Below are 20,595 nucleotides of genomic sequence, written 5' to 3' on the forward strand. Positions count from 1 at the left end.
ATCATTGATGTTCCCCTACATTTACCTTGCTTCACAAAGTCCACGACGCCAAGAGATACTCAAACAGATTGGCGTCAATTTTGAAATGCTGGTTGCAGCACCTGGTGAAGATACGGAAACCCTTGAGACACCCCTTCCTAATGAAAAGGCGCGCACTTACGTTGAACGAGTTACCTTTGCCAAAAGTGCTATTGCCTTAGCCAGGTGGCAAAAAAGCGGTAAGCCTTGGGCGCCTATCTTGTGTGCAGATACTACCGTCAGCCTACCTAGCAATCCAGATGGTGAAATTCTCGGAAAACCAAATGATGCTACTGATGCCACGCGTATTCTAAAAATGCTCAGCGGTCAAACGCATCAGGTTTTAACTGCAGTTGCACTCACAACTGATCCCAAAATAAATCCATTGTGTTTGGTACAAGTATCTGAAGTGGAATTTGCCCGCCTAACTGAAGCTCAAATTGAGAGCTACATTCAGAGTGGCGAACCTTTTGGTAAGGCTGGAGCATATGGCATTCAAGGTCTTGGTGGGGCTTTTATTCCTTCTATTAAAGGCAGCTATAGCGGTATCATGGGATTACCCATTTTCGAAGTTAACCAATTATTAGATTTTGCAAAAGTCGCCCGCATATGAACGAAGAAATTCTGATTAACATCACCCCCCAAGAAACACGGGTGGCACTAATTCAGCAAGGCGCTGTTCAAGAGCTTCAGATTGAGCGTACACGTCAACGCGGTATCGTCGGCAATATCTATTTGGCTAAAGTGGTGCGCGTACTTCCTGGCATGCAGTCTGCCTTTATTGAGATCGGCCTAGAGCGCACTGCATTTATGCATGTTGCTGACATTACTCAAAATAACCCTCAAGCTCAGATCGAAAAACTGCTCTTTGAAGGCCAAAATGTTTTAGTGCAAGTTCTGAAAGATCCCTTGGGAACCAAAGGTGCACGTCTCACCACCCAACTCAGTATTGCTGGTCGAAACTTGGTTTATCTACCACCAGCTGGTACAGATGTAACCACCGAGAAATATATTGGCGTCTCCCAAAGAATAGATCAACCAGAAGAACGGGAAGCCATCAAGGTGCGCCTTGCAGGACTCATGCCCGCCGACGAAAAAGGTGGGATCATTGTGCGTACTAGCGCACAAGATGCCAGTGATACTGAACTCAAGCACGACATGCACTACCTGCGTACAACCTGGGAAAAGATTCGTGAGGCCGTAAATCACAAGGCCGCGCCTAGCTTGCTCTATCAGGACCTCAGTCTAGCTGAACGTGTATTACGAGATCTTGCTAGCGAAGAAACTACAGAAATTCGGGTGGACTCAGCCGAGAACTTTGAAAAACTCAAAGGGTTCGCTACGCTGTATATGCCAAATTTATTGGATAAGCTTACACTGCACCGTGGTGAGCGTGCCTTATTTGATTTATTTGATGTTGATGCTGAAATTAATAAAGCACTTGGCAGAAGAGTAGATCTCAAATCGGGTGGCTACCTGATGATTGACCAAACAGAATCCATGACTACGATTGACGTCAACACCGGAAGTTATGTCGGCGCACGTAATCTTGATGACACCGTATTCAAAACTAATCTTGAAGCCGCCCAAGCTATTGCCCGTCAGCTGCGCTTGCGCAATCTTGGCGGCATCATCATCATTGACTTTATTGATATGTTGAGCAAAGACCATCAAGAATCGGTTTTGCACGAACTCAAGCGCAATTTAGAACGCGATCATGCTCGCACCTCGGTGAATGACTTCTCTTCATTGGGCCTGGTGGAGATGACACGTAAACGTACTCGGGAATCTTTAGCCCATATTACCTGTGAGCCATGCACTACTTGCCAAGGTAAAGGTGAAATCAAAACTGCGCAAACGGTTTGCTATGAGATTTTGCGAGAGATTGTGCGCGAGCATCGCCAATTTAACCCTCGAGAATTTAGAATCGTTGCCGCACCCGACGTGATTGATCTTTTCCTCGAGGAGGAGAATCAGTTCTTGGCACAGTTGGGTGACTTTATTGCTAAGCCCATCAAGCTTCAGGCAGAAGGCAGCTTCCGCCAAGAACAGTACGATATTGTTCTCAGCTAATGATTGATTAAGCGTTCGAAAACTGAATACGATGCAAGTTGGCATATAAACCATCTTGAGCAATCAACTCTTCGTGTGAACCATTCTCAATCACATGACCATGCTCTAGCACCACAATCCGATCAGCATGCTCAATAGTTGATAAACGATGGGCAATAACTAAAGTAGTTCTACCGGCCATCAAACGCTCTAAAGCATCTTGCACTTGACGCTCGGATTCGGAATCGAGTGCCGAGGTTGCCTCATCCAAAATCAGGATAGGCGCATCTTTGTAGATAGCTCTCGCGATAGCCAAACGCTGACGTTGACCGCCTGATAAACGATTGCCGTTATCACCAATTTGAGTGTCAATACCTTCGGGCATCTCTTTCATGAGCGCAGATAAGTTTGCCGCTTCAAGCGCTTCGATGACACGTCCACGATCAATGCCATCCGCACCCGTAGCGCCATAGGCTACGTTTGCCGCAATACTGTCATTGAATAAAATCACATCCTGACTCACAAAAGCGAGTTGTTTACGCACATCAGCCAGCACAATATTCTCAAGAGGAGTGTCGTCCAAGAAAATTTGTCCACTGGTCGGCCTAAAGAAACGCGGCAATAAATTGACTAGCGTAGATTTACCACCGCCAGACGGCCCTACAAAGGCAACCACTTCACCAGGCTTAATATTCAAACACACGCCAGTGAGAGCATCTTTACGTCCAGCCTCTTGCTGATATGAGAAACCAACGTCTTCAAACCGAATTGCGCCCTTGGCTTTGCTTAGAGGCTTCATATTCTCCTTGCGAGATTCATCCTCCTCGAAGGGTTGATCCATAAGGGAGAAGATCATTTCCGCAGCAGTTAAGCCGCGTTGCAAAGGCTGATTAATATCAGCGAGATGTTTAATCGGCGAGATCACTAACAACATAGCAGTAATAAAAGAGGCAAAGCCACCAACCGTTGTACCCTCAGTGGCAGACTGCATCAAGGCAATAACCAAGACGATCGAAAGGGCCATAGAAGCAATGAGCTGGGTAATTGGCTGATTCAAGCCGCCAGCAACTGCTGATTTCAAGGCAAATTGACGAAGACGATCCGCTTTTTCCATAAAGCGACCCATCTCGTATTCTTCAGCACCATGCACCTTCACGATCTTATACCCGGCTGCAGATTCTTCAACAATGTAAGCGAGCTCGCTAGTCATTGTTTGTTGCTCACGATTCAGTGAGCGCAAGCGTTTATTAATCCTTCCAATAATGAAGGCAATAATTGGGAAAATCATCAAGACTACTAATGTCAGTTGCCAATTTAGGTAAATCAAGTAGCCAATTAATCCAATCACGGTAAGAGAATCGCGTACCAAACTAATCAACACACTTCCCATAATAGAGAGAGCATTATTCACCTCAAAAACTACCGCATTAATTAAGCTGGATGCAGAGTTCTTTTGAAAGAACGTCGTGCTTGAATGCAGTAATGCCTTAAACATCTGCATACGCATCTTCAGCAAAACAGCATTGATCACGCGATTTAAAAGATAGCTAGACAAAAATTGCGCCATCCCTCGCACAAAGGCTAGGCCGACCAAGAAAACGGGTACTAGCCAGAGTTTTTGATCCATCTGACCGGTGAAACCACGATCTAGCAGAGGCTTCATGAGGGCCGGCATAGAGGTTTCTGCACCAGCAACCAGCGCCATGGCCAATATAGAGCCAATAATCAAGCCAATATGGGGCTTGAGGTACTGAATTAAGCGATTTAGGGCGGTACGGTCTTGAGCATTCATATAATGAATTATGCCCACCTTATCCGTCATACTCATCACTCGCAATGAAGAGGCCAATTTGGCCGATTGTTTGGCCTCCCTAGAAGGGATTGCCCAGCAAATCGTGGTGGTCGATACCAATAGCACCGATAACACCCTAGAAATCGCTAAAAAGCATGGGGCGCTTATTAGCCAGCCAGCCGACTGGCCTGGATTTGGCACCCAAAAAAACCGTGCCTTAGACCTGGCCACCGGTGACTGGGTACTCTCCTTGGATGCGGATGAGCGACTCACCCCCGCCCTCAGAAGTGAAATTCTGACGGCTATCCATCATTTAGCCCATGTTGACTGTTTCGCAATTCCTCGCCTATCTTGGTATTGCGGTCGTTTTATTCGACATTCCGGCTGGAGTCCGGATTATGTAGATCGATTGTTTAAGCGCGGAACTGCCCGCTTCTCAGATGATCTGGTTCATGAGCGGCTGATCCCTAATGGGCAAGTAGCCAAGCTAGAGAATCCAATGCTGCATTTCAGCTTCATGAACTACTCACAAGTGCTCCAAAAACTAGATCGCTATTCAACAGCTTCAGCAGAGCAGGCATTTTCTAAAGGTAAAAAGAGTAGTCCATTAACTGCAGTACTTCATGGTATTTGGGCTTTTACTCGTACCTACTTCATACGACTTGGTTTTCTGGACGGCCCTCAGGGTTTTGCATTAGCAATCTCGAATGGGCAAGGAACCTACTATCGCTATATGAAGTTGTGGCATTTACACCAAGAAGCGAACTCCAATAACTCCCTCAGTAAATGATCTCTGTTCTTCTAGCGACCTATAACTGGCCGCAGGCCCTCAAACTCTGTCTTGAGTCACTTAGTACTCAAGTAGATTTCCATTTTGAAATCATCATTGCCGATGATGGCTCAAGCACAGACACCAAAGATCTCATAGAAGACATCCAGAAAAATTTCCCAGTAAAAATCACTCATTTGTGGCAAGAAGATCATGGATTTCGTAAGACCCGCATTCTTAATCAAGCCATTCAAGCAGCGTCCGGTGAATATCTAGTATTTCTTGATGGTGATTGCATTGTTCAACCCGACTTTATTGCGCAACATCGCGCACTGTCGCTGGTGAGCCATTTAGTAACAGGTAGCCGTGTCATACTGAACGACGATCTCAGCAAGCAATTGCTTTCATGGCCCCACTGGGATTTTAAGAAATTCACCGATAACCTATTAAGCTATCGACTATCCGGTGGTATTAATAAGTACTGGCCCCTCAAAGTCAAGTTGGGTAATGGCGCCTGGCGTAATTACAAAAAATTTGTCTGGCGTCGTATTAAAGGTTGCAATATGGCGTGTTGGAAAGCTGACGCTCTGGCGATAGGTGGCTTTGATGAGACTATGACAGGCTGGGGACACGAGGATGCTGATTTTGTTTTCAGACTTCAAAACAAAGGCTTGATTCGTAAATCCGGATCCTGGGCAACTGAGGTCTTGCACCTCTACCACCGCATCAATGATCAATCCAATGCTGCAGAAAATGCGCGTCGCGTCCGTGAAAAAATTCTGGCTAAAGCTCTGTAGGATTCAGTTACATTAGCCCTATGACTGCATTCTCAGCGCTCAAGCCTAAAAAAGTTTTATTTATTGCGACTCGCCAAATTGGAGATGTCCTTGTCACTACGCCACTAATTTCACAAGCACGTGAATTATGGCCAGATGCGGAATTTCACTTCTTAGGCTACCGCGGTAAGCTTGAGATGCTCAAAGGCAATCCTGATATTGCTCAGATCATTGAAACCTCAGATCGCCCCAAGCTTGGGGAATATTTCACTTTATTTTTTAAACTCTTTCAACATTATGATTTAGCAGTGGTTACGCAACCCAGTGATCGCGCCTATTTCTATGGCTTAGCAGCAGCTCATCACCGAGTGGGTGTACTAGGTGGCCATCCTCAAGGACTCACTGAGCAAGATAAAGCTAAGAAAAGTAAGAGCGCCAAACAAAATGCCTGGAAAAAAACTATCAGCCTGCATACAGTTGACGTAAATTATTTTGCACAACATGTCATTACTGAAAAGCTTCGTCTACTCGAGATCTTTTATAAAAGTCCACTGGAATTATTTAAGAAACCAATCTCGGTAACAGCTCCCGCTGGTGATCCGATTACCCCAAGCATTGCCGCTCAACTTCACTCGCCTTACGTAGTGGTTCACCCCGGGCCTTTAACCGCATATAAGCGTTGGCCACTTGCGTATTGGCAAACATTGCTGACATGGATTGCAAAACAAGGGTGGCAAGTGGTACTGAGCGCATCTCCCGCAAAGCAAGATCTACAACTCAATCAAGATATTCTTTCATTGCTTGATAAAGAAGTCCGTAAACATGTCGTTGATACCGCGGGCCAGCTCACTATCCCACAGGCGGGAACACTCATTCGTGGAGCGATCGCTTATGTTGGAGTAGACACCTCTATTACGCACTTAGCAGCCGCATGCAATACGCCCACCATTGCCCTATTCGGTCCAACACCACCCACCAACTTTGGGCCATGGCCTAATGGTTTTGTTGGTGAACAGCCATATCAGTTAAGAGCTCGCTCGCAGACAGTTGGTAACGTCACAATCCTACAAGGGCCTGGTGAATGCGTCCCCTGCCGCAAAGCAGGTTGCGAGGATCGTGCAAGTAGCAAAAGCGAATGCTTGGACCAGCTAGAGCCAAACCAAGTGATTCAAGCACTACAAAGCGCTATAAAGAAATAAAACTGATGCTCGCTTAGAGGTACTGAACTTGAACAGTATTAGATTGCTTGGCTGCCAAAATTTGATTCAAACTATGTAAGCAAGCGTCATCTGGATAAATTCGGAGCTCTTCCGGGAACTGCATCAGACAGGCTCCACCACTGGTGGTGACTACAGCAGTAAGCATTAAGCCCTTCATGCCTTCGCTAGCGCTTGGCATCGAAGCTACCGCAGGACCTAGCTTAGGATCGCGTACCCGGTTGCTCATCAAGTAAGGTCCAATTTGGCTACGTAAGGATTTGAGATCAATTGCTGAATCGATCGACAGATGCAAGTTGCGTGCAAACCGCATACGGGCTCCCGTAATATCCATCACCGCCTCAGAAACGATTCTCACTCCACCAGAAAACTTATCCGGAGTGATATTGACCTTAGCCACCAGCAACTCATCTTCTTTGAGCCAAGAACGATTGGGTTCATAGACTTCGCTGTAAAGAGTCACTTCAATCGCAGCAGTACCATCATCAATGGTTGCAATCATCATACGTCCACGCTGACCAGTCAGCATCCGAGCGGAGGTAATAATGCCGGAGATCAACTGATCCTTGCCCTCAGTTACCTTGGCCAATGGCTGGCGAATGAAATGCGCCGTTTCGTCGCGATAGGCGTCAAACATATGGCCAGTTAAACAAAGCCCAAGAGCACTCTTCTCATCTTGGAGACGTTTCTTTTCAGACCATGGTAATTCGCGAACTAGCTCTGGTAAATGACGATCGTCTTCTCCTGCCACCTCAAACAAGCTTACTTGATTAATTGAAGCTTCAGCTTGTTCGGCAGCTTCAATTGCGCGCGCAAGAGAAGCCAGTAGAGTAGATCGAATATCGTAAGGATTGCCACCAGCAGGAATGGAGTCCTTATACAAGCTATCAAAGGCGCCAGCACGCATCAAAGCCTCAATCGCTCGACGGTTTACCTGTCTACGATCCACGCGTGCGCAGAAATCAAACAGATCCTTGAATGGACCGCCAGCTTCACGGGCCTTCACAATCACTTCGATTGCCGCTTCACCAGTTCCCCTAACCGCACCTAAACCATAGCGAATATGGCTAATAGGAGAATCCGGTGCCGCATCTGGTGCGCGCAATGGTGTGAACACGAACACGCCAGTATTAATGTCTGGTGAAAACACGCGAATATGATTTGCCAAACAATCGTCATACAGAATCTTCACCTTATCGGTGTCATCCATTGCGAGCGATAAGTTGGCTGCCATAAATTCAGCGGGGTAGTAGGCTTTTAGCCAAGCAGTTTGATATGCCAAGAGCGCATAAGCAGCAGCGTGGGATTTATTAAATCCATAGCCTGCAAAACGCTCCATCAAGTCATAAATCTCGTTGGCTTTACCTTCAGTAATACCGCCAGCTTTTGCGCCATCACTAAAAATCTTGCGATGCTGCGCCATCTCTTCAGGCTTCTTCTTACCCATTGCACGACGCAACATATCAGCGCCACCGAGTGAATAGCCGCCGATCATCTGCGCCATCTGCATCACCTGCTCTTGGTAAACCATGATGCCGTAGGTTTCTTGCAGAACGGGCTCAATGCGAGGATCCGGATACTCTACTTTTTGCCGCCCGTGCTTACGTTCAATAAAGTCCGGGATCAGGTCCATTGGACCAGGACGGTAGAGAGCAACAAGAGCAATAATATCTTCGAAGCGGTCAGGCTTAGCTTCCCGAAGCATGCCTTGCATGCCGCGACTTTCTAGCTGGAAGACGGCGACCGTATTAGCATTCTTTAAAACTTCAAAAGCCTTTTGATCGTCGAGCAGAATTTCACCGATATTCCAATCTTTACGATCGGTATGTAACGTCTTAATCCATTTCTCAGCAGCCGCCAAAATTGTTAAGGTGGTTAAACCCAGGAAGTCGAACTTCACCAGGCCAATCGCCTCTACGTCATCTTTATCAAACTGACTAATGACTGAACCACTCTCTTGGTCTTTGGAGTCTTTCGCCTCTTGGGTATAGAGCGGGCAAAAATCGGTTAAACGACCAGGCGCAATTAATACACCGCCCGCATGCATGCCCACGTTGCGAGTCATGCCTTCTAATTGCTGTGCGAGAGATAACAGTTGACGCACTTCATCTTCATTCTTTTCACGCTCGCCTAATTGCTTCTCTTCCTTCTTAGCCATTTCAATAGTCATGTACTGACCTGGCTTGTTCGGAATCAATTTCGCGATACCGTCAACGAAGTTATAGCCTTGCTCGAGCACGCGACCAACGTCACGGATTGCCGCACGTGCAGCCATCGTTCCAAAGGTCGCAATTTGACTAACCGCATCTTTTCCGTATTTATCTTTTACGTACTGAATCACGCGATCGCGCCCATGCTGGCAAAAGTCAATATCGAAGTCGGGCATCGACACCCGCTCAGGATTTAAGAAGCGCTCAAAGAGAAGGTTGTAACGCAGTGGATCAAGATCAGTAATGCCTAATGAATAGGCGACTAAAGAGCCAGCACCAGATCCACGGCCTGGACCTACAGGTACGCTATTATTTTTTGCCCAGTTAATGAAGTCCGCAACAATTAAGAAATAACCAGGGAAACCCATTTGAGCAATGGTCTTCACCTCAAATACCAGGCGCTCGTGATAGCGGGACTCTTCCTTGGCACGCTCTTCTGCGTCAGGGAAATTACGCTCCATATGACGCTTTAAGCCAATTTCAGATTGCTGCAATAAATAATCGTCGAGCGTAATACCTGGTGGTGTTGGGAAATCCGGCAAACGCGGCTGACCTAAAGTCAAAGAGAGGTTGCAGCGCTTGGCAATCTCCACTGAATTTGCAAGTGCAACTGGTAAATCTGCAAAGCGCTTTTCCATCTCCTCTTGAGATAAAAAATATTGCTCTTCATTAAATTTCTTGGTGCGACGAGGATTACCTAAAAGCTCACCTTCAGCGATACAGACTCGTGCTTCATGGGCTGTGAAGTCACTACGCTGCATAAACTGCACTGGATGCGTAGCAACAACCGGTAAATCCATTTCACTAGCAAGATGGCAAGCCAGTTGTAGTTGCTGCTCATCCTGAGGATGGCCACCGCGCTGTACTTCAATGTAAAAAGCATTTGGAAATAAGCTCGCCCAACGCTTAGCAGCATCTTTCGCTAAATCTTCTTGACCAGCTAGGAGCGAAGCACCAACATCACCCCAGCGCCCACCTGAAAGTGCAATTAATCCATAAGACAGCGTTCTTTTTGCAGCTTTATCTTCAGCTTTTGAAGCTGGTTCGCTAAACCATTTCAGATCAATCTCAGCTCGACCTCGGGATTGATTCTCAAGGGAGGCTTTAGTCAAGAGCTGGCATAAATTGAGATAGCCGGAGTGATTTTGTACTAGAAGTAATAAACGATGAGGTTGATCTGGGTCTTGAGGATTACTCACCCAAACATCTGCGCCTGCAATTGGCTTAATACCGCCAGAGCGTGCAGTACTATAAAAACGAACCAGGCCAAATAAATTACTTAAGTCGGTAAGGGCTAAGGCGCCCATGCCATCTTTTTCAGCAGCAGCTACCGCATCGTCAATGCGAACGACGCCATCCGTAATTGAAAACTCGGAATGGACGCGCAGATGAACAAAACGGGGTGAAGCCATGAGATCATTTTAGCTGTGCCGAACTTCAAAAACCCCTCACCCCCAGCCGACGGCTATCGCGGGCGATTTGCCCCCTCGCCCACTGGCCCGCTTCATGCGGGATCGCTTGTTGCTGCCCTAGGAAGCTGGTTAGATGCCCGTAAAAATCACGGGAAATGGCTACTCAGAATGGAGGATTTAGACACTCCCCGCAATATTTCTGGGGCGGATCAAGAAATCCTGCGCCAATTGCTTGCTTGCGGCCTCACTTGGGACGAGGAACCAACTTGGCAATCCAAGCATCAAGAGCGCCATAAAAAGGCTCTGGAGCGCTTAAATCAGCTCCAAATCATCTATCCCTGCACCTGCTCTCGACAAGGCATTGCAAACGCCCTAGAAGCTCGTGGCGTAATGACCCCCCGCAATCATGAGATGGTCTACCCCGGAACCTGTAGACCTCATGAACTCTTCTCATACGATGAAGGAGAGAGATCATCAACCGAAGTGGCTTGGCGACTTGCCTTGCCACCCGGACTCAGCATTCATTTTGAAGATCTAGCCCTAGGTAAACAAACTCAAGATCTCAATCGAGAAGTAGGAGATTTTGTCCTGCATCGCCGAGATGGCATATTTACCTATCAACTGGCCGTCGTAGTGGATGATGCCGAGCAAGGAATTACGCATATTGTGCGCGGGGCAGATTTACTGGATAACACAGCACGACAAATTTATCTGCAAAGGGTCTTGGGACATAAAACTCCGAGCTACCTGCATCTACCACTAGTGCTTGATGAGCATGGCGAAAAACTCAGTAAGCAAACTTTGGCAAGCGCCATTCATACTGAGAATGCGCAGCAGGCTTTACAAGAGTTACGCAGAGCCGCTAGGCATTTAGGGCTGAGGGATCTTCCGGATGGAGAAGAAACTTCGATTGCACAGTGGCTTTTGGCAGCCACCCAGGCTTGGGACAGAAAAGTTATTTTTTCTTAAAGCCGCCAAGTAAAGCGCCAAGCGCTGGTTTTGCGGGAGTAATCCCCACTTTTTTCTCTGTAGAATTTACAGACTCTGATGCTGACTTAACTACAGCGCTAGGCTCATAAGGCTTGTAGAAAAATGGATCTGACATTTTTGCTGGCACATCTGATCTCGACGAAGTCCTACTGGGTACGGGGCGTGAGTTGCCTTCAGGCAACGGCTGAATGTCTAACTTGCGCTTCATCAACTTTTCAATATCGTCGAGTAAACGTTTTTCACTGGCATCAACCAATGCAATTGCATCGCCCTTACTGCCAGCGCGACCTGTACGACCAATACGATGAATAAAATCTTCCGCATTAAATGGCAACTCGTGATTAATTACGCAAGGCATAGATGGAATATCTAGACCACGAGCGGCCACATCAGTTGCAACCAAGGCCTCGATCGCTCCTGACTTAAATGCATCTAGAGTTAGAGTGCGTTCACCCTGACTCTTGTCACCATGAATCGCACCAGCTTTAATACCATCACGCTCCAATGAGCGAGCTAGCCTTGCACAACCTAAACGGCTGTTGGTAAAAATAATGCACTGACGAGATAAGCCCAGGCGAGTACGCGCTTCAAGCACTTTCACAATCGCCTGTTGCTTATCAGCACTAGCCACCATATGGACTACTTGCTTAACAGTATCTGCCGCAGCATTTTGGCGCGCCACCTCAACAGTCACCGGCGTGCGCAAATAACTTTGTGCCAGCTTCTTAATCTCTGGTGAAAATGTAGCGGAGAACAACAGAGTTTGGCGCTGAGCCGGAATCAAATCAATGATGCGCTGCAAGTCAGGCAAGAAGCCCATATCGAGCATGCGATCGGCTTCGTCTAGCACCAGAATTTCTACTTGAGACAGGTTGGCCACTTTAGAACCAATGTGATCAAGCAAGCGTCCCGGGGTAGCAATCAAAATCTCTACACCGCCACGTAGTGTGGCCACTTGCTCTTTCATATCTACGCCACCGTAAACCACGGCAGCACGCAAATCGGTGTGTTTGGAATAACTTGCTGCATTCTCAGCAACCTGAACAGCCAGCTCACGCGTTGGTGTTAAGACCAAAGCACGGATTGGATGGCGAGCAGGGGAAGCGCTGCTGCTAGCGTGGCGCAGAATCTTTTGAATAATGGGCAGAACAAAAGCAGCCGTTTTGCCGGTACCTGTTTGAGCCGCGCCCATCAAATCGGTTCCCGCCAAAACGTGCGGAATCGATTGCGCTTGAATCGGAGTTGGAATGCTGTAACCCTGCTCAGAAACCGCTTTTTGAATCTTTGGATCTAAACCAAAGTCAGCAAAGGTAATTGTTGCTGGGGTGGCGCTACTCTCAGTAGCGCCGGTAGAGGAATTTATTTCAGGAACAGTATTTGTCAAGGTAACTTACAGAATGGCTGCAATGCCGGCCTTTGCGGTTTCGGCATCCTCAGTCGATTTAACGCCGGAAACGCCGACTGCGCCGATGGTAAACCCGTTTACCTCGATATTGACGCCACCTTCCAACATGCCTGAAATATGCGGGGCAGATAAAAAGGAAGTACGGCCATTATTAATAATCTCTTCGTATACACGACTCTCACGCTTACCCAGTGCAGCAGTACGCGCTTTTTCTTGAGCGATGTAAGCAGAGACAGGAGCGCATGTATCACGACGGATCAAACCTAAGAGATGACCACCGTCGTCACAGACAGCAATCGTCACAGCCCAGTTATTGGCAGCAGCGTGCTTGTCAGCGGCATCCAAAATCTTTTGAACATCGGTCTGGGTTAAATACGGTTTAGTTGCCAACATGATTACTCTCTCTGTCTCGAATATGTTTTATTTGATGAAACTGCTATCTTTATAAGTGCTTGAATTATAAAGGGTGTAAGCCAGTGGATTCGCTAGCCGACACCCCATTTACACCCAACTTACTGATTATTTTAGAAATTCTTGGGCAGCAACAACACCGCTTGACTTGGGCTTATAGCCCATCGCACCCAAACTCATCTCTACCCCGCTCAGCGCGGCCATCAGACTAAGCTCATTGCAATCCCCTAAATGACCAATGCGGAAGGCCTTACCTTTGATTTTTCCAAGGCCTGTACCTAGGGATAAATTGAACTTCTCTAGGGCATGCTTGCGCAGAACATCCGCATTCATGCCTTCTGGAGTAGTAATACAAGTAAGTACTGGCGAGTAGCAATCTTTATCTTGACACTGGATTTCTAAGCCCCATGCATTAACTGCTTCGCGACAAGCTGCCGCCAAACGTTGATGACGGGCAAAGATAGTGTCTAGACCTTCGGCCATCATCATATCGATTGCTTCATGCAGGCCATACATTAAATTGGTGCTTGGAGTGGTTGGCCAATAACCTGATTTATTGGACTCCAAAATTTCATCCCAAGCCCAATAAGACTTCGGCATCTTGTTGGTTTTGCTGACTTCAATTGCTCTGGCTGACAAGGCATTAAAACCAATACCAGGAGGCAACATTAATCCTTTTTGCGACCCAGAAACAGTCACGTCAGCGCCCCATTTGTCATGCTCATAGTCCGCAGAGCCTAAGCCAGAAACGGTATCAACCAATAACAAAGCCGGGTGCTTCAGTGAGTCAATCGCCTTACGAACTGCCTCAATATTCGAAGTAACGCCAGTAGAGGTTTCGTTATGAACTACACAAACTGCCTTGATTTCATGTCCAGCGTCTTTGCGTAAACGCTCTTCAATTACTGATGCATCTACACCCCAACGCCAAGTATCTTGACCAGGCTTACCCACTACCTCAACATTTAAACCGAGACGCTTACCTAAGGCAAACCACAAGTTAGCAAACTGGCCGGTTTCATAGAAGAGCACCTTGTCGCCAGGGTTAAGGACGTTTACCAAAGCGCCTTCCCATGAACCCGTTCCAGAGGCAGAGTAAACAATGACTGGTTGCTCGGTCTTAAAAATCTTTTTAATGCCATCTAAAACCTTGAGACCAAATTCCCCAAACTCGGGACCACGGTGGTCGATGGTTTGATAGCTAATCGCCCTCAGAATCCGCGAAGGTACCGGGCTTGGACCGGGGATATGTAAGAAATGACGCCCCGAGAGGTGGTTATCTAGTTTTAGCATGCTGAGTCTCGCTTGGTTTTTGTAGTTAATCTTGTGGCTTAGTGTAAGTCACTTTTGGGCAATTTACAATTTTGTATGCAAAATAATTATCAAATAGTCAAAAAAATAAGCTATTTACAGCGTAATTTATGCTTCTAGATGCGTTATAGTAATTATGTATACAAATTTAAGGCATTTCAAATGATGCTCACAACACCAGCAAATACACAAAACTTGCATGAAGCGATCTTCCTTAAGCTCAGGGCTTTATTGGTGGAGGGCGCCATTACGCCTGGTAGTAAGCTCAATGAGCGTGAGCTAGCAGAGCAGCTCAATGTCTCACGCACTCCTATCCGCGAGGCAATTCGACGCTTGGCCGCTGATGGACTGGTTGAGTTAATTGCTAACCGTGGTGCTATTGCCGTTCAACTGAGCAGAGACGACATCATTCACACCTTTGATGTAATCGCCAATTTAGAAGGCTTTTCTGGAGAACTAGCAGCACAAAATATTAGTGATCAAACACTGATTGAACTTGAAGCACTCCAATATGAAATGATGGCCTCGTATGCCCGTAGAGATTTATCTAGCTACTATCGACTCAATCTCAAAATTCACCAAGCTATTAATCACGCAGCGAACAATCCTGTCCTGAGCCAACTATTTAGCCAAGTCAATGCTCGCATTGAAGCGCTCCGCTTTCGCTCTAATCAAGATGGCGTCAAATGGGAAAAAGCCGTTGAAGAACATCAAGAAATGTTGGACGCATTAAAGGCTCGCGATAGCGTGCGGATGCGCAAGGTCATGATGCAGCATGTAATGAATAAACGTGATGTCGTGATTCAATTAATTGACTCAGAATCTAAAGAGAAGGTTGCAGCATGAACAAGCCAGTTGATTTGCCATTGCCTGAATTTGTTGCCAATAAGGCAGAGCTTGCTAAACGCCTGAAGCAAGAAACTTCTGGCGAGGTCATGACAGATATAGCTAGTCGTGGGCGTTATGCAACCGATGCATCGATCTACCAAGCCATGCCAGTTGCCGTCTTCATTCCTAAAACAGCTGAGGACATTGCGACGGCGATTCAGATTGCAGCTGACTTAGGTATTCCAGTTCTGCCTCGTGGTGGAGGTACTAGTCAGTGCGGACAGACTACCGGCACATCACTTGTTATCGATAACACTAAATACTTTCGCAAACTCCTGCATGCAGATCCAATCAAGGCCACAGCAATTGTTGAGCCGGGCATTGTGCTCGATCACCTCAACGCTGCACTCAAGCCACACGGCCTTTGGTACCCAGTAGACGTTTCTACTGCAGGACAAGCAACCATTGGCGGCATGGCAGGTAACAACTCTTGCGGCAGTCGATCAATTGCTTATGGCAACATGGTGCACAATGTTTTAGGTATTGATGCCTGGCTAGCAAATGGACAGGTAGCTAGCTTTGGAAATTACGCCCATAGTTCTGGTGCTGCAAAACAATTGGGTGACTTTGTTAAGGGGCTTGCTAATACATTACAACCTGAGATCGAGGCACACTTCCCCAAAGTCTTGCGTCGTGTCGCTGGCTATAACCTAGATGTATTCCATCCACAAAGCGAGCTTCCCTACACCCAAGACGGTAGTGTTAACTTAGCCCACTTATTAGTGGGCAGTGAAGGCACATTAGCGTATTTCAAATCACTTGAGCTGAAGTTAGCACCATTACCGCAACATAAAGTACTTGGAGTAGTGAACTTTGCAAGCTTCTTCAAGGCAATGGATAGCGCGCAACATATCGTTAAGCTTGGGCCTACCGCTGTTGAGTTAGTCGATCGCACCATGATTGACTTGGCGCGCCACAATCCTAGCTTTAAGAAAACTATTGAGACTGCACTGATTGATGCTAGCGCTCAAACGCCTGAGGCTATCTTATTAGTAGAGTTTTCGGGCGAAGCGCATGCCCCACTGCTTGAGAAATTAAAGTCTTTACAGGATCTGATGGGGGACCTAGGGCTTGCGGGATCGGTAGTTGCGATGCCTGATGCTAGTTTGCAAAAGAATCTGTGGGAAGTGCGTAAGGCTGGCCTGAACATCATGATGAGTCTAAAAGGTGATGGCAAGCCAGTAAGCTTCATTGAGGATTGTGCAGTTCCACTAGAGAGTCTTGCTGAATACACTCAAGCACTGACAGATGTATTTTCAAAATACGGTTCACGTGGCACTTGGTATGCACATGCTTCCGTCGGCACCCTCCATGTCCGTCCTATTTTAGATATGCGTCGCGATGGTGCACAAAAGATGCGCGCAGTTGCCGAAGAAGCCTCTGTCCTAGTTCGCAAGTACAAAGGTGCTTATAGCGGTGAACACGGTGATGGACTCTGCCGAGGTGAATGGATCTCTTGGCAATTTGGTCCAAATATTACGCAGGCCCTCGCTGAAATCAAACATGCTTTTGATCCCAAGGGATTATTTAATCCCGGCAAGATCGTTAACCCACCAAAGATGGATGATGCGAGTAACTTCCGCTTTCCACCGAGCTACAAAGTAATTCCGCTGCAACCAGCCTTAGATTGGTCTACCTGGAATGTACAGAACAATCCCGTTACTGAAGAAACTAGTGCACCAGGCTCTGGCGGCGATCCTGCGATGGGCTTCGCTAAAGCAGTAGAGATGTGTAATAACAATGGTCATTGCCGTAAGTTTGATGCGGAAGTGATGTGCCCAAGCTATCGCGTTACCCGTGATGAAAAGCACCTCACCCGTGGTCGCGCCAATACATTACGCCTAGCTCTCTCTAATCAACTAGATATAAAAGACGGGGGCTCACCACTCGCTAGCGACGCTATTAAAGAAGTGATGGAACTTTGCGTTAGCTGTAAAGCTTGCCGCCGTGAATGCCCTACTGGCGTTGATATGGCGAAGATGAAGATCGAGTTTTTATCTGCTTACAAGAAGCGAACTGGTCATACGATGCGCGATCTAGCGGTTGCCTATTTGCCAAAATATGCCCCTATCATCAGCAGTATTCCAGGGCTTCCCGCCTTACTCAATCTTCGCAACCACATTACGCCTATTGCTAAATTACAAGAATGGGTCATGGGTATTTCTGCACAAAGAAGTCTGCCGATCTGGAAAGCAAAAAACTTCTGGAACAATCCAAGTGCAATTGCACCCTATCAATTTACCCCCGCAGAACTGAGCAAATTAGATGCAAATGGTAATAAGGGAGTGGTGTTATTAGCTGATACCTTCAATGCCTATTTTGAGGACGAGAACTTACGTGCGGCTCTACAAGTTTTACAAGCGGCTGGATATCGTGTTCACATTCCTCAAAAGACCAAAGCTCCAAGTGATAGTAACAATACCTGCTCCAAAGAATTTTGCTGTGGTCGTACTTACCTAGCAGCTGGAATGGTCGATAAAGCCAAAGCAAGCCTAGATGAATTAGTCAATCATCTAGCTCCATTTGCAGAAAAAGATATCCCCATTATTGGTCTAGAGCCCTCCTGTCTTTTCACCTTAAAGGACGAAGCATTAGTGATGGGCTTTGGTGAGCGCGCAGTTACTGTTAGTAAGCATGCGCAGCTCTTAGAAGAATTTTTAGCAAGTGAGGCCAAAACAGGCAAACTTAAACTGTCACTGAAAACGGCAACGCGCCCTGTGCTATTTCATGGCCATTGCCATCAAAAAGCATTTGCTGCTGTCACGCCTGCAATGGAACTTCTGAAACTTATTCCGAATGCAGAGCCTAAGCTAATTGAGTCTTCCTGTTGCGGCATGGCTGGTAGCTTTGGTTACGAGGCTGAGCACATTGAAGTCTCTAAGCAAATGGCAGAAGCTAGCCTCTTACCCGCGATTCGTAAAGCACCAAATAGTTGGGTAGTCGCAGATGGCACCAGCTGTCGCCACCAGATTGCTGATGGCACCCAAAGAGACGCTGTACATATTGCCAAGATCTTGGCAGCCCATCTCTAAAACAGGATGTCAATACTAGTTAACGAATAACACCGTACGCTAGCATCAGCAAGGTTCCAGTCAATAGGGCTGGAACAAGACGGTGTGTTGGCTTTGAAACCATCACACCAATACTTAAGGCACAAATCAGAAGTCGAATCCATACGGGTACGGTTGATAAGAGGCCAATCGGCATGAGGACCATTCTGACAACGAGGGCCGCTACCATCGCATAAGTGACGGCAGAAAGATAGCGAAAGATTTCGCTCTCTTGATTAATTCTTTTAGCGAGCAAAACACCAATGGCACGACAAATATAAGTTCCAATTGTGGCGCCTGCTAAGGCAATCCACAAACCCCAGCCTTGGAGGCTAGCATTCATCAACTGATCACCCCCGCCCTTTTGCGCAGCACTTTACGATCAAATACATAAGCGATCGTTCCTCCTACTAGACCAGTGGTCAGCAAGCTGGTGTCGCGATCTAAGAGAAAGAAAAAGGGGCCCAATACAAAACCTAGGCCAATGGCGATTCGGTTAACCCAAGGCTTGACTTCGGTAAAGGTCAGCAAAAAGAATAATGGGTTAATGAAAACGAGGCCAAGCGTGACGTACGGCGGCACGACACCTGCCAATAAATAGCCAAGGATAGTGCCCGGAATAGAAATAATCCAGCACAGCAAACCAAGACCAATGAAATAACTCGAGCGGTGCCTCGCTTCAATCGTCTGAAACTCGCGCATAGAAATAGCCCAAGCAGTCATTGCTAGCAGATGTACCGAAGCATAAAGCCCATGATTACGATCTTTTTCATGAAACTGGGGAAAGAGCGTCACTGTCATCGTGATGAAGCGCGTAGAAGTTAAAGTCACTGCGAGGGCAATAGCAATAACTGATGATCCGGTAATTGCCATCTCAAGTAAAACCACTTGACCAGGTAATGCAAACATGAAGAAGCTGGTGGCAGTGGTAAACCAAGCATCCATACCGCTAGTTTTACCCATCGCACCAAAGCCCACCATGCCAGCAAAGAGCACCATAGCAGGTGCACCAGCCGCATCCCGAATACCTGCCCAAAAAGCCTCACTGCGATTTTTATAGCGCTGCACCACTGAGGCTTCTGGCTTGATTTCACTGGGGTCTATAAAAGGTTGATCGGCTGATGACATACTTTGATTGTAAGAGTTACTACGTACTTTGCCAAAAAATACTTAGCAACTCAGCGCCCAATCGATGTGCTCAGCTACCAAGGCATCTGCCAAAGGTAAGGCGCCTTGCAAAGCCTGCCGCAGGAGATCTTTATCTGATTCGGATAGATCATCAGCTGCTAAAGCATTCCCCATGGCCACTGCTAAGTTTCTGCGCCACCTAGAGTAGCCAATGCGACGAATAGCACTACCCTCATGGCGTCTCTCAAATTGATCCTCAGTCCAAGACCACAGTTGCAAAAGACTCGCCTTTCCGAGGCCATGGCGTTCAGCAAAATCTGGCAAGGCTGTGCGTTGAGCAAATTTATTCCAAGGGCAGATCAATTGGCAATCATCGCATCCGTAAACACGATTACCCATCGCCCTACGAAACTCCACCGGAATGGCATCTGGATTCTCAATCGTCAAATACGAAATACAGCGTCGCGCATCTAATTGATAAGGCGCAGTAATGGCTTGTGTGGGGCAAACGTCTATACAAGACTGACAAGTTCCGCAATGCGACTCCTGTTCTTGATCTACAGGTAACGGAACATCAACGAGGATCTCACCTAAAAAGAATGTCGATCCAGATTCACGATTGAGTAACAAGGTATGTTTGCCTCTCCAACCCAAACCTGCCTTACGAGCTAACTCCACTTCCATCAAGGGTGCAGAATCAGTAAACACACGATAGCCAAATGCTCCAATCTGTTTCTCAATCATTTGAGCAAACTCTTGCAAACGATTGCGCATCACCTTGTGATAGTCACGCCCACGGGCATACATCGATACCACTGCTTGAGTAGGATCTCTTAATCTGCCCCATTCATGATCGAAGTCTATTGCAGGGGATAAGTAATTCATGGTGACGCAAATGACCCTCACCGTACCCGGAACTAAGAGGCTTGGATCCGAGCGTACTTGAGCATGCTTGGCCATATATTCCATCTGACCGTGCCGCCCTTGTGCAAGCCAGTCATTCAGACGTTCAGTTGCGATACCAAGATGGGTATCAGTAATACGCAAGTCATCAAAACCCAATTTTCGAGACTGCTCACCCAGCCATTCACGCAGATTAGCCTGATCAACAGAGTTAGGTATTTGAGAAGAAGTCATTAGGAATACAGAATGTAGCTTAATAATTG

General features: G+C 46.9%; 16 protein-coding genes. 8 read left to right on the forward strand and 8 right to left on the reverse strand.

Annotation, left to right across the window (positions count from 1 at the left end; genetic code table 11):
* Nucleotides 1–7 precede the first annotated feature (7 nt).
* Both ICN26_RS01730 and rng read left to right on the forward strand, forming a co-directional pair.
* Nucleotides 8–631 (forward strand): Maf family protein, encoded by a 624-nt coding sequence (locus ICN26_RS01730; RefSeq protein WP_216266358.1) that lies wholly within the window; start codon nt 8–10, stop codon nt 629–631.
* Nucleotides 628–2,091, forward strand: coding sequence for a ribonuclease G (rng, locus tag ICN26_RS01735; protein WP_216266361.1), 1,464 nt, complete (start codon nt 628–630; stop codon nt 2,089–2,091). Before ICN26_RS01730 ends, rng begins: the two co-directional genes overlap by 4 nt.
* A 7-nt stretch (nt 2,092–2,098) precedes the next feature.
* On the opposite strand, the gene msbA is transcribed toward rng, so the two are convergent.
* Nucleotides 2,099–3,862, reverse strand: a complete 1,764-nt coding sequence (gene msbA, locus ICN26_RS01740; protein WP_216266363.1) for a lipid A export permease/ATP-binding protein MsbA — start codon at nt 3,860–3,862, stop codon at nt 2,099–2,101.
* A gap of 10 nt (nt 3,863–3,872) precedes the next feature.
* On the opposite strand from msbA, the gene ICN26_RS01745 reads away from it, so the two are divergent.
* Genes ICN26_RS01745 through ICN26_RS01755 form a run of 3 tightly spaced genes read left to right on the forward strand, consistent with a single transcriptional unit; the run spans nt 3,873 to nt 6,606 of the window.
* Complete coding sequence (locus ICN26_RS01745) at nt 3,873–4,652, forward strand: glycosyltransferase family 2 protein (protein ID WP_216266365.1); 780 nt, start codon at nt 3,873–3,875, stop codon at nt 4,650–4,652.
* A complete protein-coding gene (locus ICN26_RS01750) occupies nt 4,649–5,428 on the forward strand; it encodes a glycosyltransferase family 2 protein (protein WP_216266367.1) in 780 nt (259 codons plus the stop codon). Before ICN26_RS01745 ends, ICN26_RS01750 begins: the two co-directional genes overlap by 4 nt.
* A gap of 20 nt (nt 5,429–5,448) precedes the next feature.
* Nucleotides 5,449–6,606: a glycosyltransferase family 9 protein gene (locus ICN26_RS01755; RefSeq protein ID WP_216266370.1), complete on the forward strand. Its 1,158-nt coding sequence runs from the start codon at nt 5,449–5,451 to the stop codon at nt 6,604–6,606.
* 13 nt (nt 6,607–6,619) lie between these two features.
* Here the strand turns inward: ICN26_RS01755 and dnaE are convergent, their stop codons facing one another.
* Nucleotides 6,620–10,246 (reverse strand): DNA polymerase III subunit alpha, encoded by a 3,627-nt coding sequence (gene dnaE, locus ICN26_RS01760; RefSeq protein WP_216266372.1) that lies wholly within the window; start codon nt 10,244–10,246, stop codon nt 6,620–6,622.
* Between the two features lie 15 nt (nt 10,247–10,261).
* On the opposite strand from dnaE, the gene gluQRS reads away from it, so the two are divergent.
* A complete protein-coding gene (gene gluQRS, locus ICN26_RS01765; protein WP_369411768.1) occupies nt 10,262–11,215 on the forward strand; it encodes a tRNA glutamyl-Q(34) synthetase GluQRS in 954 nt (317 codons plus the stop codon).
* On the opposite strand, the gene ICN26_RS01770 is transcribed toward gluQRS, so the two are convergent.
* From ICN26_RS01770 to ICN26_RS01780, 3 genes are all read right to left on the reverse strand, one after another.
* Nucleotides 11,202–12,620: a DEAD/DEAH box helicase gene (locus ICN26_RS01770; RefSeq protein ID WP_216266374.1), complete on the reverse strand. Its 1,419-nt coding sequence runs from the start codon at nt 12,618–12,620 to the stop codon at nt 11,202–11,204. The genes gluQRS and ICN26_RS01770 overlap by 14 nt on opposite strands.
* A 6-nt stretch (nt 12,621–12,626) precedes the next feature.
* Entirely contained in the window at nt 12,627–13,031 is a 405-nt protein-coding gene (locus ICN26_RS01775) for a GlcG/HbpS family heme-binding protein (protein WP_216267619.1), read from the reverse strand.
* A gap of 129 nt (nt 13,032–13,160) precedes the next feature.
* Nucleotides 13,161–14,345, reverse strand: coding sequence for a pyridoxal-phosphate-dependent aminotransferase family protein (locus ICN26_RS01780; protein ID WP_216266376.1), 1,185 nt, complete (start codon nt 14,343–14,345; stop codon nt 13,161–13,163).
* A 180-nt stretch (nt 14,346–14,525) separates the two neighbouring features.
* Between ICN26_RS01780 and ICN26_RS01785 the strand changes: the two genes are divergently transcribed.
* Together ICN26_RS01785 and ICN26_RS01790 are read left to right on the forward strand one after the other, a co-directional pair.
* Nucleotides 14,526–15,209, forward strand: a complete 684-nt coding sequence (locus ICN26_RS01785) for a GntR family transcriptional regulator (RefSeq protein ID WP_251367006.1) — start codon at nt 14,526–14,528, stop codon at nt 15,207–15,209.
* Nucleotides 15,206–18,283, forward strand: coding sequence for an FAD-binding and (Fe-S)-binding domain-containing protein (locus tag ICN26_RS01790; protein ID WP_216266378.1), 3,078 nt, complete (start codon nt 15,206–15,208; stop codon nt 18,281–18,283). Before ICN26_RS01785 ends, ICN26_RS01790 begins: the two co-directional genes overlap by 4 nt.
* A gap of 19 nt (nt 18,284–18,302) precedes the next feature.
* On the opposite strand, the gene ICN26_RS01795 is transcribed toward ICN26_RS01790, so the two are convergent.
* From ICN26_RS01795 to queG, 3 genes are read right to left on the reverse strand one after another with little or no spacing between them, the layout of a single operon-like run.
* Entirely contained in the window at nt 18,303–18,644 is a 342-nt protein-coding gene (locus tag ICN26_RS01795; protein ID WP_216266380.1) for an AzlD domain-containing protein, read from the reverse strand.
* Nucleotides 18,644–19,429 carry an AzlC family ABC transporter permease gene (locus ICN26_RS01800; RefSeq protein ID WP_216266382.1) on the reverse strand — a complete coding sequence of 262 codons (786 nt, stop codon included), beginning with the start codon at nt 19,427–19,429 and terminating at the stop codon, nt 18,644–18,646. The genes ICN26_RS01795 and ICN26_RS01800 overlap by 1 nt, the downstream gene beginning before the upstream one ends.
* A gap of 42 nt (nt 19,430–19,471) precedes the next feature.
* On the reverse strand, nt 19,472–20,566 hold the full coding sequence (gene queG / locus ICN26_RS01805) for a tRNA epoxyqueuosine(34) reductase QueG (RefSeq protein ID WP_216266384.1): 1,095 nt from the start codon (nt 20,564–20,566) through the stop codon (nt 19,472–19,474).
* Nucleotides 20,567–20,595: the final 29 nt, after the last annotated feature.

Origin of the sequence: Polynucleobacter hallstattensis (assembly GCF_018881835.1) — a bacterium.
In the GTDB taxonomy this organism is placed as follows: Bacteria; Pseudomonadota; Gammaproteobacteria; order Burkholderiales; family Burkholderiaceae; genus Polynucleobacter; species Polynucleobacter hallstattensis.

Coding starts and splice junctions, on each gene's coding strand:
- ICN26_RS01730 (WP_216266358.1), top strand. CDS start 8: ATGTTCCCCTACATTTACCTTGCTTCACAAAGTCCACGACGCCAAGAG.
- rng (WP_216266361.1), top strand. CDS start 628: ATGAACGAAGAAATTCTGATTAACATCACCCCCCAAGAAACACGGGTG.
- msbA (WP_216266363.1), bottom strand. CDS start 3,862: ATGAATGCTCAAGACCGTACCGCCCTAAATCGCTTAATTCAGTACCTC.
- ICN26_RS01745 (WP_216266365.1), top strand. CDS start 3,873: ATGCCCACCTTATCCGTCATACTCATCACTCGCAATGAAGAGGCCAAT.
- ICN26_RS01750 (WP_216266367.1), top strand. CDS start 4,649: ATGATCTCTGTTCTTCTAGCGACCTATAACTGGCCGCAGGCCCTCAAA.
- ICN26_RS01755 (WP_216266370.1), top strand. CDS start 5,449: ATGACTGCATTCTCAGCGCTCAAGCCTAAAAAAGTTTTATTTATTGCG.
- dnaE (WP_216266372.1), bottom strand. CDS start 10,246: ATGGCTTCACCCCGTTTTGTTCATCTGCGCGTCCATTCCGAGTTTTCA.
- ICN26_RS01780 (WP_216266376.1), bottom strand. CDS start 14,345: ATGCTAAAACTAGATAACCACCTCTCGGGGCGTCATTTCTTACATATC.
- ICN26_RS01785 (WP_251367006.1), top strand. CDS start 14,526: ATGATGCTCACAACACCAGCAAATACACAAAACTTGCATGAAGCGATC.
- ICN26_RS01790 (WP_216266378.1), top strand. CDS start 15,206: ATGAACAAGCCAGTTGATTTGCCATTGCCTGAATTTGTTGCCAATAAG.
- ICN26_RS01795 (WP_216266380.1), bottom strand. CDS start 18,644: ATGAATGCTAGCCTCCAAGGCTGGGGTTTGTGGATTGCCTTAGCAGGC.
- ICN26_RS01800 (WP_216266382.1), bottom strand. CDS start 19,429: ATGTCATCAGCCGATCAACCTTTTATAGACCCCAGTGAAATCAAGCCA.
- queG (WP_216266384.1), bottom strand. CDS start 20,566: ATGACTTCTTCTCAAATACCTAACTCTGTTGATCAGGCTAATCTGCGT.